General features: G+C 72.2%; 10 protein-coding genes. 3 read left to right on the top strand and 7 right to left on the bottom strand.

Going from position 1 to position 15,326, the window contains the following annotated elements; all coding sequences use genetic code 11:
• Positions 1-136: 136 nt before the first annotated feature.
• Positions 137-1,039: a dienelactone hydrolase family protein gene (locus AC5L36_RS08480; RefSeq protein ID WP_441217040.1), complete on the bottom strand. Its 903-nt coding sequence runs from the start codon at positions 1,037-1,039 to the stop codon at positions 137-139.
• Between the two features lie 86 nt (positions 1,040-1,125).
• Entirely contained in the window at positions 1,126-4,125 is a 3,000-nt protein-coding gene (locus AC5L36_RS08475) for an AfsR/SARP family transcriptional regulator (RefSeq protein WP_441217039.1), read from the bottom strand.
• Positions 4,126-4,288: 163 nt separating this feature from the next.
• Between AC5L36_RS08475 and AC5L36_RS08470 the strand changes: the two genes are divergently transcribed.
• Both AC5L36_RS08470 and AC5L36_RS08465 read left to right on the top strand, forming a co-directional pair.
• The gene (locus tag AC5L36_RS08470) at positions 4,289-4,720 is read left to right on the top strand and encodes a hypothetical protein (protein ID WP_441217038.1); all 432 of its coding nucleotides are present in this window, start codon (positions 4,289-4,291) and stop codon (positions 4,718-4,720) included.
• Complete coding sequence (locus tag AC5L36_RS08465) at positions 4,708-5,553, top strand: hypothetical protein (RefSeq protein ID WP_441217037.1); 846 nt, start codon at positions 4,708-4,710, stop codon at positions 5,551-5,553. The genes AC5L36_RS08470 and AC5L36_RS08465 overlap by 13 nt, the downstream gene beginning before the upstream one ends.
• Here AC5L36_RS08465 and AC5L36_RS08460 read toward each other — a convergent pair.
• Entirely contained in the window at positions 5,511-7,625 is a 2,115-nt protein-coding gene (locus tag AC5L36_RS08460; protein ID WP_441217036.1) for an MMPL family transporter, read from the bottom strand. The two genes, AC5L36_RS08465 and AC5L36_RS08460, sit on opposite strands and share 43 nt — an antisense overlap.
• A gap of 291 nt (positions 7,626-7,916) precedes the next feature.
• Between AC5L36_RS08460 and AC5L36_RS08455 the strand changes: the two genes are divergently transcribed.
• Positions 7,917-11,390, top strand: coding sequence for a PQQ-dependent sugar dehydrogenase (locus AC5L36_RS08455; protein WP_441217035.1), 3,474 nt, complete (start codon positions 7,917-7,919; stop codon positions 11,388-11,390).
• A gap of 443 nt (positions 11,391-11,833) precedes the next feature.
• Here the strand turns inward: AC5L36_RS08455 and AC5L36_RS08450 are convergent, their stop codons facing one another.
• The 4 genes from AC5L36_RS08450 to AC5L36_RS08435 form a co-directional block, all read right to left on the bottom strand.
• Positions 11,834-12,406, bottom strand: coding sequence for a hypothetical protein (locus AC5L36_RS08450; RefSeq protein WP_441217034.1), 573 nt, complete (start codon positions 12,404-12,406; stop codon positions 11,834-11,836).
• Positions 12,407-12,417: 11 nt separating this feature from the next.
• Positions 12,418-13,563 carry a serine hydrolase domain-containing protein gene (locus AC5L36_RS08445; protein WP_441217033.1) on the bottom strand — a complete coding sequence of 382 codons (1,146 nt, stop codon included), beginning with the start codon at positions 13,561-13,563 and terminating at the stop codon, positions 12,418-12,420.
• Positions 13,564-13,643: 80 nt separating this feature from the next.
• Positions 13,644-13,844 (bottom strand): ferredoxin, encoded by a 201-nt coding sequence (locus tag AC5L36_RS08440; RefSeq protein WP_441217032.1) that lies wholly within the window; start codon positions 13,842-13,844, stop codon positions 13,644-13,646.
• Between the two features lie 10 nt (positions 13,845-13,854).
• Positions 13,855-15,054 carry a cytochrome P450 gene (locus AC5L36_RS08435; protein ID WP_441217031.1) on the bottom strand — a complete coding sequence of 400 codons (1,200 nt, stop codon included), beginning with the start codon at positions 15,052-15,054 and terminating at the stop codon, positions 13,855-13,857.
• Between the last annotated feature and the right edge of the window lie 272 nt (positions 15,055-15,326).

Raw genomic sequence — 15,326 nt, 5'->3', positions numbered from 1 at the left:
GGCCCGGCGCGGTGCTTTCGCCGTGGGTCGAGGAGACCGTGACCAGCGGCGGACGGGTGAGGCCGCGGGAGCAACGGCAGGGACCACGACGGGCGTCGCGGTAGCTCGGAATCTATTGGGGTTTGGGGGTTGGGGGCTAGCCGTGGTGGGCGGCGTCGAACCAGTTCAGGGTGCGGCGCCAGGCCTCGGTCGCGGCGTGTGGGTTGAAGCGGGCGCCGGTGTCGTTGAAGAAGGCGTGGTCGGCCTCGGTGAACGTGAGCAGCTCGTACTTGCGGCCGGCCGCTTCGAGTGCCGCCTTGGCGGTGGGCAACGTGGCGTTGACGCGTGCGTCGAGGCCGCCGTAGACGCCCAGGACCGCGGCGCGGGAGCCGGTGAGGTCGCCGCCCTCGGGAAATGGTCCGTAGAAGGGGGCCGCGGCGGCGAGGCGCGGCTCGCTGGAGGCGAGCAGGCGCCACACCATGGCGCCGCCGAAGCAGAACCCGATCGCGGCGAGCCTCCGGCTGCGGACCCGGCGGTCGAGCTCGGTCACGCTGGCCTTCATGTCGGCGACGAAGCGTTCCGGTGGGATCTGTGCCAGCGCCGCCGCCACCTCGGCCTCGCCGGGGAACGCACCCGTGCCGCCCTCCTCGGAGAGCAGGTCCAGCGCCAGCGCGGAGTAGCCGCTGGCGGCGAGCCGGCCGGCGACCGTGCGGATGTGTTCGGTCAGGCCGCGGTTTTCGTGGATGACGAGCACGCCGCCGCGCGGGCGGGTGGCGGGTGCCCAGGCGGCCATCAGCGGGCCGCGGGGTCCGGCGAAGGTGATCGATTCGCGGGCGACGGGCGCCCAGGTCGTTTCCGACGCGCCGCCGCGCCGGCTGTCGTGACCGGCCGGGGTGGCGGCCGCCGCCTCGCCCGCCGCGAACGTGGCCAGGAGCCCGGTCGCGGCCGCCCCCGTCACTCCGAGCAAACCCAGGCGGCGTAACGCCTCGCGGCGCGAGATGATGCCGTCGGCCAGGTCCTCGGCGACTTCTTCGGCGAGGTATCGCTGAATCTCGGTCATGACCCCTCCCAGGACGTCGAGAGCGGCACCGGTCGGCGACCGGCTGCCGCGGTCTGCCAAAGGATGAGCATAGACGAGTATCGAACTCAATCCGGCCAGGTCGCGCGGATGACCTCGCGCATGACCTCGGCGTCGGGCATGCCCAGGCGGGTGTAGGTGGCCAGGGCCTGCTCGTAGTGCGCGCGGGCGGTGCCGTGCGCGCCGAGGGTGTGGTGCGCGCGGCCGAGGCCGGCGTGGGCGCGGGCCAGCTGGTCACCGGCGCTGAGCTGGGTGGCGAGGCTCAGCGCGGCGGTGTGATGGGTGAGGGCGTCGGCGGCGCGGCCGGCGGTGTGGCTCGCCTCGCCGAGCCCGTTGAGCACCCACGCCTCACCGCCCCGCTCGCCGATGTCGCGGACGATGGCGAGGGCCCGCTGGAAGTATCCGATCGCCTCCTCGGGCTGGCCGAGGCGGGTGTGGACGATGCCGAGGTTGTCCAGCGCGCTCGCTTCGCCGTCCCGGTGGCCCAGCGCCCGAAACTGGGCCAGGGCCTGCTGGTGGTGCGCGGCGGCCGGCCGGTGCTCGCCCAGCTGCTGCTCGACGAGGCCGAGGTTGTTGAGCGTGTGCGCCTCGCCGTCCTGGTCGCCGGTCTGCCGGTACAAGGTCAGGGCCTGCCGGTGGTGGTCGGCCGCCAGCCCGTAGTCGCCGAGCCGCCGCCGCAGGAGGCCGAGGTTGTTCAGCGCGTTGGCCTGGCCGTGCTCGTCCCCGGTCTGCCGAAACAGGGCGAGGGCCTGCTCGTGGTGGTCGGCGGCCGGCACGTACTGGCCGAGGCGCCGCTCGACGATGCCGATGCCGTTCAGCGCGCGGGCCTGGCCGTGCCGGTCGCCGGCCAGCCGAAACGCGGCCAGCGCCTGCTCGTAGTGCGCGATCGCCGGACCGTAGTGGCCCAACCGCCGGTGTGCGGTGCCGACGCCGAGCAGCGCGTGGGCCTCACCGGCGGCGTCGCCGGCGCTCCGCGCGGCCTGGCGGGCGTGTGCGTGGATGGCCAGCGCCTCGGTATGGTGGCCGCTGTCGAGGTAGCTGAACAGGGTCGCGGCCAGCCGGGTCGCGTGGGTGGTCCAGCCGTGGGCGGCGGCGTGTGCGGCGACCGCGACGAGGTTGGGCAGCTCGGTGTCCAGCCAGGTGCGGGCGGTGTCCGGGTCGGCGAGGGACGGGACGGGTGTCGCCGCCGCCGGGATGCGCGGCCGGTAGTGCGCCTCGGCCGGGTACAGCGGGCGCATCGCCGCCGCGGCGGTGGCGAGGTAGTAGTCGAACAGCCGGCCCAGCGCCGCCCGGGGATCGTCGGCGAGGCCGGTGGCGTAGGCGCGCAGCAGGTCGTGCATGCCGCACCGGCCGGGTCCGGTCGGGTGTACCAGGTGGGCGCGGGCGAGCACGCCCTGGACGCGGCGCGCGTGGTCGAGGTCGGTGCCGGCCAGCGCGGCCCCCGCGTACGCGTCGAAGTCGCCGCCGGGATGCAGCCCGAGCAGGGCGAACGCGGCGGCGGCGTCCGGCGGCAGGTGCCGGACCGACCAGGAGAACACCGCGGTCACCGCGGCGCGCGGGTCACCGCCCGCGTTGAGCAGGTGGAGCCGCTGCTGCCGGTCGGCGAGCTCGGCCACCAGCTCGGACAGCGCGGCGGTGGGACGGGAGACGGCCATCTCGGCGGCCACCCGCAGGGCGAGCGGCAGCCGGGCGCACTGCTCGATCAGGGTGGCCGCGGCTCCGGCTTCGGTGTCCACCCGCGTGCCGATGAGCCGGCGTAGCAGCGCGATGGCGTCGCCGGTGGGGAGCGGGTCGAGGCTGATGCGGTGGGCGCCGTGTACGGCGACGAGCCCGGCGAGGGAGTCGCGGCTGGTCACCAGCACCGCGCACGTGGGCGTACCGGGCAAAAGCGGACGCACCTGCTCCACGGTGGCGGCGTTGTCGAGCACGATCAGCATCCGCCGGCCGGCGATCCGCGTGCGGTAGATGGCGGCCCGCTCGTCTACCTCCAGCGGGATGTCGGCGCCGGCGACGCCCAGGGCGCCCAGGAACCTGGCCAGCGCATCTTCAGGGCTCACCGGCTGGTCGGGGTCGTAGCCGCGCAGGTTCAGGTAGAGCTGGCCGTCCGGAAAGCGGCCGGCCGACCGGTGGGCGCAGCGGACCGCGAGGGCGGTCTTGCCCACGCCCGGTGTGCCGGACACCGCCGTGATCACCACCGCGGTGGGCTCGAGGTCGCCGGCCAGGAGCGCGTCGACCTGGGCCACCTCGTCACCGCGCCCGGTGAACGCCGGCACGTCCGCGGGAAGTTGGGTCGGCACCGCCCGGGGCGGCGCCGGGATCGGGGGCGGCGGCTGGTGCGGTTCGCCGCGAAGGATCGACCGGTGCGTGGCTTGCAGCTCCTGGCCCGGGTCGACGCCGAGCTGCTCCCGCAGGCGTTCGCGGATCGTGGTGTAGTGCTGAAGTGCGTCGGCGGCGCGCCCGGCGCCGGCCAGCGCCCGCATCAGCGCCGCGGCCAGCGGCTCGACGAGCGGATGGTCGCCGGCCAGCTCGGTCAACGGGCCGATGACGGCGCCGGGGTTGCCGAGCGACAGCTCGGCCCGCGCCCACGCGAGCACCGCGTCCAGGTGCTGCTGCCGCCACGCGTCGCGGGTGCGCGCCGCCCACTGGCCGGGCACGTCCGCCAGCGGGTCGCCGCGCCACAGCGCGCGGGCCCGCCGGAGCATCTCGACCCGGTCCTGGCTGGGACAGTCGGTGCCGCGGGCCGAGGCGACCAGGGCGAGAAACCGGTGGACGTCCACCCGCAGCGGGTCGACGTCCAGCACGTACCCGCCGGAGCGGTGCACGATCGGCGCCAAGGTCTCGTCGCCGTCGCGCAGGACCGCGCGCAGCCGGGTGATCAGCACGTGGAGGGTGTGGCGGGCGCCGCGCGGCGCCTCGTCCCACACCCGGTCGATCAGCGCCGGCACGGTGACCAGCCGCCCGGCGTCCGCCGCCAACGCCGCGAGCAGCCGCCGCTGCTGAGGTGGGCCGGGTGGGAGGAGCCGTGCCTCGGTGTACACCTCCACCGGCCCCAGCAACCGGATCTCCACCGACTGGCCCCTCCGTCGATCGGCCGTTAAGAATATGTTGAGTATCCGGCCTAGCCCTCCACCGCACGCTGCTGGTGTCGATGAGTCGACAAGCGTGCGCACCGGCCGGAGTACGGGGGCCGGCCGGCGCGGCGCCTCACGCGATCCACCGGAGGAGACCGACATGGGTAAGACGCGCCGATTTCTCGTCGCCACCGCCGCGGCCGTGCTGGCGGCGGCCCTGTGGCCGGCGGCGCCGGCCGCCGCGGATCCATCCTGCCCATACCGCCACCACTGTGGATTCATCCTGGGGATCGGCAGCGACGCGTACCCGTTCTTCAACAGCGACCCGGACTTCCGGGACAACTACTTCCCCAGCGGCGTGACGGTGGACAACAACATCCAGTCCGCCAGCAACTCCACCAGCGGCAACTACCGCAGCGTCTACTACAAGGGCTACAACTACTCCAACTACAACTTCTGCGTCAACCCGGGCGGCCGCGTCGAGTCGTGGGAGCTCACCAACAACGGCGTGCGCGGAGACTACGTCGGGCAGGCCGACGAGTCCGGTTCGCTGCTCATGGTCGTCGGGGCGCAGGCGGCATGCTTCTCCTAAGGCGGTCGTCGTTCCGGGCGGTCGGCGTGCTCGCGCTGGTGGTGGCGGTCGCCGCCGTCGCCGTGCCGAGCACGCCACCGGCCGGCCGGCAGCACCGGCCACCGCCGATCAACGTCATCTACGAAGCCACCCCCGCGACGCACCGGATCGCGCTGGCCGAGCACCGCGTCACCGCCGGCTGCATGGCAAGACGGGGGTACGAGTACCGGGCCGCGCCGCCGACCGCCGAGCAGACGGCCGTGGTGCCCACCCCGTTCGGCTACGAAGCGCTCCCGGCGGCCGTGGCGGCGCCGGCGACGCCCGCGGGCGAGCCAGGCCCGGAGGATCCGGGGTACGGGCGCGCGCTCCACGGCGACCCCGCGAAGCGGCTGGTCGTGGAGGCTGGCGGCATGCGCGTCTCCGGACCCGGCGACGGATGCATCGCCGAGGCCAAGCGCCGGCTGCTCGGGGACCGGCGCGCGCGGTGGATGCGGGCGCAGATCCAGCTCTTCCAGATCCAGGAACGCGCGCTGCGGAGCCTGCCGGACGACGCACGCTTCCGGGCCGCGACCGACCGGTGGCGCGCGTGCGTGCACGAGCACGGTTTCACCTGGGCCAACCCGCTGGAGGTGCAGCGGGACCTGCCGGCCGACGCCGATCCGCCCACCGACCCGCGCATCCGGGCCGACCTGGAGTGCAAAGAGGACCCCGGCTACCTCGCCGACGCGTACGCCAGCCTGGCCGACGCCCAGCGACGCGAGCTCGGACCCGAACCGACCGCGCTGAGCGAGTGGCAGGGCCTGCTGCGCGGTCAGGACGCGGCAGCCGCCGCCGTGCTGGACGACCTCGGCTGAGCGGTCAGCCCGCGCAGCGGTCCCGGTGTCCACCAGTTCCATCCGCCGAGCAGGCTCATCAAGGCCGGCATGAGCAGGCCGCGTACGACCGTCACGTCCAGCAGCAGCGCCACCGCCATCCCGAAGCCGATTTCCTTCAAGGCGACCAGGTCACCCAGGAGGAACCCGAGGAACACCACCGAGATGCACAGCGCGGCGGCGGTGACGACCGGGCCGGACTTGGTGATTCCGGCGAGGACGGCCCGGTCGTTCGCCGCCGGGTCGGCGGTGCGGTCCCACTCCTCTTTGATCCGGGCGAGCAGGAAGACCTCGTAGTCCATCGACAGCCCGAAGACGAAGACGAACAGGAGCACCGGTGTGGTGAGGTCGATCGCGCCCCAGGACTCGAAGCCGAGCAGCGGCGCGCCCCACCCCCACTGGAACACCACCACCAGCACTCCCAGCGTCGCGAGCAACGTCAGGGCGTTCATCAGCAACGCCTTCACCGGCGCCACGAGCGAGCCGGTGAGCGCGAACAACAGCACCGCGCTGGACAGCAGCAACGTCAGCACGACAAGCGGCAGCCGCCGCGCCAGCGAGCCCTGGTAGTCGACGAGCTCCGCCGCGGGGCCGCCGACGAGCACCGGAAACGGTGACTCCAGGGCCCGGATCCGCCGCACCACATCGCGTGAGGCCGGCCCGGCGGTCCCGCCCGCCGCGGTCACGTCTATCACGGCGGCCGGCCCGGTGACGTCCGGCCGCGGCTGCATGCGCACGACGCCGGGCAGGGCGTTGAGTTGGTTCATCAGGTCGCGGACCGCGGCGGACGCCGGGTCGGCCTCGACGACCACGACCACCGGTGCCGCGCGTCCGGCGTCGAAGTCGCGCAGCACCGTCTCATGTAGACGGCGGGCTTCGGCCGAGGCGGGCAGCGCACGGGCGTCGGAGTTCTCCAGGTTCGCCGCGAAGACGAACGGCAGGGCGAGCACCAGCAGCCCGGCGGCCACCGCGAGCGCGACCGGACCCGGGCGGCTCTGGGCGTACGCCGCGAGTCTGGGCAGGAGCGCGGATCGGCGCGGCCGGGTCGCGGGGCGGATGCGGGCGTGCCCGACGGCGATCAGCGCGGGCACCAACGTGAGGCCGGCCGCCGTGGCCAGCAGCACGACGACCGCACCGCCGAGCGCCATCGCCGCCAGCAGTGGCCCGGCGAACACGGACAAGGTGAGCATCGGCGCGGCGACCGCGAGACCGGCGACCAGCACAGTGCGGCCCGCGGTCGCGGTCGTCCGGGCGACGAGGTCCGCCGGCGCCGCCTCCGGGTCCGCGTCGCGCTCCTCCCGAAACCGGGCGACCATGAGCAGCGCGTAGTCCACGGCGAGGCCGATCCCGAGCAGCGTGACCACGTTCGCGGTGAACTCGCTGACCTCGGTGAGCGCGGTCAGCCCGAGCAGGCCGAGCAGCGCCACGGAGACCGCGCCGATCGCCGCGGCGAGCGGGATGGCGCCCGCGACGAAACCGCCCAGAATCACCATGAGCACGACGAGGAGCACGGCGATCGCGACGGTCTCGCCGACCGCGGCGTCGCGGATCGCCTGGTCGGCGAACGCGCGCTCGGCGATGGTCTCCCCGCCGACGAGCACCTCCGGAGCGTCGATCCGGTGAAGTGCCGCCGAGACGTCCTCCTCCACCTGGACCCGGCGCTGCTCGGTCAGTCCTTCGTCGAGCTCGACGCGGACCAGCGAACTGCGGTTGTCGGCGCCGATCCGACCGCCGCCGCTGTAGAGGTCGGCGACCTCCTTGACCCCCTCCATCGCCCGGATCTCGGCGGCCGCCTTGGCCACGCTGTCGACGAGCGGCTGCTCGTAGAGGTCCCGGCCGCCGACGACCGCGACCACGATCGGGCCCTCGGGGAGCAGCTCGCTGACCCGCCGCTCAGCTCGTACGGACTCGGCGTCATGGCGTAGCTCGTCGACGCTGTCGAGCCGGTCGAAGACCTGCCCGCCGAGCGCGAGGCCGGCGACGGCGAGCACGAGCCAGGTGCCGAGCACCGGCCAGCGCCAGCGGGCGGTGGCTCGGCCAAGGGCTGCGAACACGCGGGCGACCTCCAAAGCGCGGTGTACTCCAAAAGGCGAACACAAGCATCTCCGCCCAGCTCACGCCACCCGGCCGTTCGGCCCCTTCCGGCTGTCCTGGTGGCGGTCGCGGGGCCGACCGCGCTCGGCGGATGCCAGTCGGTACGGCGATGTTGGTACGTCGCGTCCGGCCATACGCTCTGGCCCTGACTTCGCTCTGCGATGACGCCGGCGCCGTGTGCGACGTGCGTCTCTCTGTCATGTGTGGAAAGGGCCGAGATGGCACTGAAAACGCGTCTTCTGCGGGGAGCGATGGCCGCCGCCTTGGTCGGCAGCGTCGTGCTGCCGTTGAGCGTGGCACCGGCCGGCGCGGCCGCGGTGCCCACCGGCTTCCAGGAGCAGATTGTCTTCAGTGGACTCAGCCAGCCCACCAACATAGAGTTCGCGCCCGACGGCCGGGTCTTCGTCGCCGAGAAGGGCGGCGCCATCAAGGTTTTCGACAACCTGGCCGACCCCACGCCCACGCTCTTCGCCAACCTCGCCCCGGTCGTGCACAACCTCGCCGACCGTGGCCTCCTCGGGCTCGCCCTGGCCCCCGGCTTTCCGACCAACCCGTCGGTGTACGTGCTCTACACGTACGACGCGCCGCCCGGGCAGACCGCGCCGTTCTGGAACGACAACTGCAACTCGGTCGGTGGCGACAACGGCGGACGGTGCGTGGTCACCGGGCGGCTGTCGAAGCTTCAGGCCGCCGGCAACGTGATGACCGGCACCGAGCAGGTCCTGATCCACGACTGGTGCCAGCAGTACCCCAGCCACTCCGTCGGCGATCTGCACTTCGGTGCCGACGGCATGCTCTACGCCACCAGCGGCGACGGCGCGAGCTTCGTCTCCGTCGACTACGGCCAGCTCGGCAACCCGGCCAACCCGTGCGCCGACCCGCCGGGCGGCACGATGACCCCGCCCGGCGCCGAGGGCGGCGCGCTGCGCTCACAAGACGTCCGCACCACCGGCGACCCGACCGGCCTCGACGGCACGGTGCTGCGGCTGGATCCGGCGACCGGGGCGGCGGCCGGCGGCAACCCGCTGATCGGCTCGGCCGACCTCAACGCCCGGCGGATCGTCGCGCAGGGTCTGCGCAACCCGTTCCGTTTCACCATCCGGCCCGGCACCAACGAGGTGTGGACCGGCGACGTGGGGTGGAACAACTGGGAGGAAGTCAACCGGGTGACCAACCCGACCGCGGCGGTCACCAACTTCGGCTGGCCGTGCTACGAGGGCGGCGGTCGGATGGGCAGCTACGACAGCGCCAACCTCAACCTGTGCGAGAGTCTCTACGGCGCGGGCCAGACCGCGCCGCACTTCGCCTACTCACACAGCGCCAAGGTCGTCGCCGGTGAGGCCTGCCCGTCGGGCGGCTCCGCCGTGTCCGGTGCGGCGTTCTACCCGACCAGCGGCGGCCCGTACCCCGCCCAGTACCAGGGTGCGCTGTTCTTCGCCGACTACGCCCGCAACTGCATCTGGGCGATGAAGCCGGCCACGGCGGGCGGCCTGCCCAGTGCGGCAAACATCGAAACCTTCGCCTCCGGCGCGGCGAACCCGGTGGACCTCGCGGTCGGGCCGGGCGACGAGCTCTACTACGCCGACCTCGGCGGCGGCACCGTGCGGCGGATCCGGTACTTCCCCGGCAACCAGCCGCCGACCGCGGTCGTCAACGCGCAACCCACGACCGGTACGCCGCCGCTGACCGTAGCTTTCGACGGCACGGCGTCGACCGATCCCGACCTCGCCGACGCGGGGCGACTCACCTACCAGTGGGACTTCACGAACGACGGCACCGTCGACTCGACGGCGGCGACCGCGACGTTCACGTACCCCACGGCCGGCACGTACACCGCCAAGCTGACGGTGACCGACACGCTGGGGGTCGCCGACAGCGAGACGGTGACGATCAGTCCGGGCAACAACGGACCGACCGCCGTCATCGACACGCCAGCCGCGTCGCTGACCTGGAGCGCGGGGGAGCAGGTCAGCTTCACCGGCCACGCCACCGACCCGCAGCAGGGTGCCCTGCCGGCTTCGGCGCTGACCTGGCAGCTCCGGCTCCAACACTGCTACACGGCCGACAACTGCCACACCCACGTCATACAGGACTGGGCGGGGGTGGCGAGCGGGTCGTTCATCGCTCCGGACCACGAATACCCGGCCTATCTGGAGCTCGTCCTGACGGCCGCCGACAGCGACGGCCTCACCCACACCGTCGTACGGCGCCTCGATCCCAAGACCGTCGCGCTGACCTTCGCCAGCAACCCGAGCGGCCGTACGCTCAGCGTCGGCTCGGTGACCCGGACCGCACCGTTCACCGTGACCGCCATCCAGGGCTCGACCACGACGGTGAGCGCGCCGACGCCGCAGACCGGCGGCGCCGCGTCGTACACCTTCGACAGCTGGTCGGACGGCGGCGCGCAGACACATCTGATCACCGCGCCGGCGGCACCCACCACGTACACCGCGACGTACGACGCCGTGACGGCGCCGGTCCTCGGCCATGACCAGGTCGGCACGCTGCTCGACTCGGGCGACATGAACTTCATGAACGGCTCGCGCTTCGTCACCGGGGCGGCATCGCACGCCGTAACGTCGATGTCCGTCTACATGAAGACGGTGCGGCCGGCGCCGAGCAACCAGTACCAGCTGGCGATCTACACCGACGTCAACGGTTCGCCGGGTGCGCTCGTCGCGTCGACCACGTCCGGTTCGCTGACCGCGAACTCGTGGAACTCCCGGCCGATCACGGCGACGTTGGCGGCGAACACGGCTTACTGGTTGATGTACAACACCAACGGCGACAACAACGTCAGCTACGACACGGCCGCGGCCGGGTCAGGCGCCTGGAGCAACAACTCCCAGACGTTCGGCACCTGGCCGAGCACCTTCGGCGCGTCGACGAAGAGCAACTTCAAAATCTCCATCTACGCCACGGGCGGCAGCGACACCGACCCGCCCACGGTCGCGTCCACCGTCCCCACACCGGGCGCCACCAACGTGTCGACGACCGCGCCGGCCCGCGTGACGTTCAGCGAGGCGATGGACCCGGCCCGCATCAACACCACGAACATCGAGCTGCGCACCGCCGGGGGCAGCCTCGTCAACCGCACGGTCACCTACGACGCGGCCACAGCCTCGGCGGTGGTCACTCCCGCGGCCGCGCTGGCCCTCGGAGCGACATACACCGTCACCGTCAAGGGCGGAAGCTCAGGCGTCGTGGACGCCGTCGGAAACCCGCTCGCCGCCGACCACCAGTTCTCCTTCACCACGAGCAGCCAGCCACCGCCCACCATCTTCGGATACCAGCAGATCGGCGCCCTGCTCGACTCGGGCGACATGAACTTCATGAACGGCTCGCGCTTCGTCACCGGGGCGGCACCGCACACCGTAACGTCGATGTCCGTCTACATGAAGACGGTGCGGCCGGCGCCGAACAACCAGTACCAGCTGGCCGTCTACACCGACGTCAACGGTTCGCCGGGTGCGCTCGTCGCGTCGACCACGTCCGGTTCGCTGACCGCCAACTCGTGGAACTCCCGGCCGATCACGGCGACGTTGGCGGCGAACACGGCTTACTGGTTGATGTACAACACCAACGGCGACAACAACGTCAGCTACGACACGGCCGCGGCCGGGTCAGGCGCCTGGAGCAACAACTCCCAGACGTTCGGCACCTGGCCCAGCACGTTCGGCCCGTCGACGAAGAGCAACTTCAAAATCTCCATCTACGCGAACTGACGCCGTCCGGACCGCTGCTCCCGCAGGAGACCGCCGCGGCCGGCTGCTCGCAGCGCTCGCCAAAACCCCCGGCCGTCCACTGCCAGCTCCGCGAGACAAGCCCCGAAGGGGGTTCTTCGCGGGGCCTACCTCCGCCCATCCTGACGCAGCGTCACCAGCCCAGGGATCGGGACTTCGAGATCTAGGAGGCTTAGGGTTGAAATAGCGCCCTAACTCTCCGAGATCTGGAATCTCGCGCGCTCACACCGCCGCGGCGGTTACCCGCGGCGACGAGACCCCTGTTGCTTTCCCAGAGCGCCGGTCCGGGAGCAGACATTGTGGACGAACAGCGACCGTCGCGGCGGCCCAACGGGGTGAGCGCGACCAGCGGCGGACGGGTGAGGCCGCGGGAGCGGCGGTCTGGACCACGACGCACATCGCGGTAGCTCAAATCTCTGGCTAAATCATCCTTCTCCTAGGCGGTTGGCAATGTCGGTGGCGAAGGCCAGCACCTGCTCCTGGGTGCTGGCCTGCCGCGGAAACACCACGATCGCGACGACGAGGTTGCTGACCCGAAGGAACACGTCGCGGCCGCGCAGGTAGGCCTCGTCACCCACGCCGGGCAACGGCCGCGCCTCCCGGCTCATCGGCCGCAACATCTCGCTCGCGGTCTCCGGCGCGTCCTTGCGGCGCGGGGCGGCCACACCGTACGAGACGGTGATCTTTGGTGCGGCGATGTAGTCGGGATGGTCCTGCGGCAGCAGCAGGTCGCAGCTGTTGGACTCGCTCTGCCGCGTGGTGTAAGCGACGCCGAGCAGCGCGACGCTCGGGGCGATCGTTTCGCAGGCCGGCGGCTCCGCGCTGAACCGACCGTCGTCGTTCAAACCGCCAGTCAGATAGCCGACAAAGACCGCGGCGGCCAGGACGACGACGGCGCCGCCGGCGGCCAGGACGACCCGCCGCCGGCGGCGGCCAGGCGCCGGTCGACCATCCACAGTGGGGATCCCGTCGACCGGCGGCGTATGTGTCGTCTGCACGGCCATCGATGCTAGCGCTCGGTGCGCGGGCCGCACAGGGCGGACTCGACCAGCGTGTCGGCGGCTCGTTGCTGCTGGAGGTAGCCATCCGGGCCGAGCACGCTCGAGACTGACAGCACCACGCTGCGCCGGCCGTCGGCGGTGACGCCGTTGTCGGTGATGTACCCGGACCAGCCGCCGGGGTGGCTCCAGTACGTGCCGCCGCACGGCAGCGGGCGCTCGAAGAGGCCCAGGCCGTAGCGGGCGCCGGGGAGGACCTCCGCCATCTCCGGGCTAATCTCCCGGGTACTCGTCATCTCGGCGAGCTGTGCCGGGCGCAGCAGCCGGCCGCCGAGCAGGGCCCGGAAGAACGTGTTGATGTCGCGCGTCGTGGAGATGATGGCGGAGCCTCCGTCGGGGATGACCTGCTCGGTGGCGTCGACGAGCGCGCCGGTCTCGAACGGCTGGTACGCCCGGGCGTGCGGCCGCGGCATCGCGGGCGAGTATCCCGGCCAGGAGGTCTGGGCGAGGCCGAGCGGCCGGACGATGCGGCGGTCGACCTCGTCGTACCAGTGGCGGCCGGTGACCCGTTCGATGATCATGTCGACGAGGATGTAGCCGGTGGTGGAGTAGCCCCAGCCCTTGCCCGGCTTGAAGTCCGGCCGGTGTGCCATCGCCCGCGCCACAAGCCGTTCGGGCGTGTAGATGTCGTACCGGTGGCGCTGGAAGTCGGCCTCGGTGGCGTAGTCGGGAATGTCGTCGTGGATGCCGCTGGTGTGTTGAAGCAGGTGGCGTACCGTGATCCGCCGGCCGTCGTTGCCCTTGCCGCGCACGACGCCGGGCAGCCAGCGCTCCACGGTGTCTTCCAGGCGCAGCCGGCCCTCGCCGACGAGTTGCAGGGCCACGGTGGCCGAGAGCGCCTTGCCGGTGCTGGCGATGCGGAAGTGGCCGTCCGGCGGCACCGGCCGCCCGGTGCGCAGGTCGGCGACGCCGCTGGTGGCCACGTGGTGGCGGCCGTCGGCGGTGACGAGGCGGGCCTGCACACCCGTGATGCCGAGCGCATGGACGGCATCGGCGTGCCGCTGGAGCTCACCGGGTGGCGACGAGGCGCCGGCCGCGGCCGTCAGGGCCACCAACGCGGTGCCCGCGAACGCGATTCGGGTCAGGAAAGTCCGCATGACGGCATGCTAGGCAGGGTGCGGTGGCCGATCCGATACCGCGAACCCCCGAACGAAAGGTACCGCTAGCCATACCCCGCTCAGGACCGGTCGGGCAGGCCGATCGCCTGTGCCGGGCACAAGGTGACCGCTTCGCGGACCTTGGCGTGCCGCGCCGCGGGTGGATCGGCGTCGAGCAGCAGCACCCGCCCGTCCTCTTCGTCCTGGTCGAAGACGTCGGGTGCGGTGAGGGCGCACATGCCGGCGGCGGCGCAGCGCTCCCGGTCGACCGTGACCCGCACCGCGTCGCTCCTACCAGGACACCGGGAGCCGGTGCACGCCATATACGGCCATGTCGCTGCGCATCGGCACCTGGTCGGGTGGCGCGGCCAGGCGCAGCCCGGGAAAGCGCGCGAAAAGAGCCGAGTAGGCGATCCGCATCTCGATCCGGGCCAGCTGCTGGCCGAGGCACTGGTGCACGCCGTGGCCGAACCCGATGTGTCCGGTCGCCGAGCGGGTGACGTCCAATGTGTCCGGTGCGCTGTATTGCCCGCCGTCGCGGTTTGCCTCGGCCACCGAGACGACCACGGTCTCGCCCTCGGCGACCCGCTCGCCCTCGACGGTCACGTCTTCGAGCGCGGTCCTCGTCAGTCCTGTGTGGATGATGGACAGGTAGCGCATCAGCTCCTCGACGGCGCCCTGCATGAGCTCGGGATCGGCGCGCAGCGCGGCGAGCTGGTCCGGGTGGTGCAGCAGGGCGTAGACGCCCAGGGCGAGCATGTTGGCGGTGGTCTCGTGACCCGCGATCAGCAGCAGCATCGCGACGCCGGCCAGCTCCTCGTCGGTCAGCTCGCCGCCCGCCGCCAGGCCGCCCAGCAGGTCGTCGGTCGGCGCGGCGCGCTTGGCCAGCACCAGCTTGTACAGGTACTGGCTCAGCTCCCCGAGGGCGCCCATGAACTCCTCTTTGGTCGCACCCAGGCGCATCATCGTCGAGGTGTGACGCTGGAACTGCTCGCGTTCGCCATACGGCACGCCGAGCAGCTCGCAGATGACCAGCGAAGGGATGGGCAGCGCGTAGGCCTGGACGAGGTCGGCCGGCGGGCCTTGCCGCTCCATGCCGTCGAGGTGATCCCGCGCGATCGCCTCGATCCTCGGCGTGAGCTGCTGCATCCGGCGGACCGTGAACTGGCCGGTCAGCAGCCGCCGGAGCCGGGTGTGGTCAGGCGGATCCATCCGCACGAACCAGCCGGGCCGCGCCGGCCCCCGCTGCTCGGTGATGAACGGCAGCTTGACCGGGAAGTGGCGCAGGTCCTGGCGGGCGCTGAACCGCGGATCACTCAACACCTGCCGGGCCGCGGCGTGACCGGTCACCAACCAGCCCAGGTGACCGTCCGGAAAAGCCAGCCTGTTGATCGGTCGACCCGCGCGCAGGCGCCGCAGCTCCGCGGGCGGATCGAAGGGGTGGTCGCGCTCCATCGGCAGTGTCATCGCGCCCGGCTGTGACGAGGTCACTTCGCCCTCCTTCGATGCCTCCCTACACCATAGGACAAAGGCCGTCGCGAAGCGACGCCTCGGGTCGAGCTGCCGGCGACGCTCATCGTGCGGGAGAGTACAGCCGCTCCGGCCGTCCGCTGACACCCGAGTGGTCAGTTACGCGGAGGCGACGGTACCTTGGCTTCGCCATCGCATGTGGACAGTCCAGGTTGACCGTCCGACGCCATCCCCGATCCGAACGGACCGCACTGTCCGGGGCTTGACTCCGGAGCGCGTGGCCGCTTCGAGCC

This window comes from Phytohabitans sp. LZ39, assembly GCF_059359075.1.
This window is presented reverse-complemented; position numbering and strand designations above follow the sequence as displayed.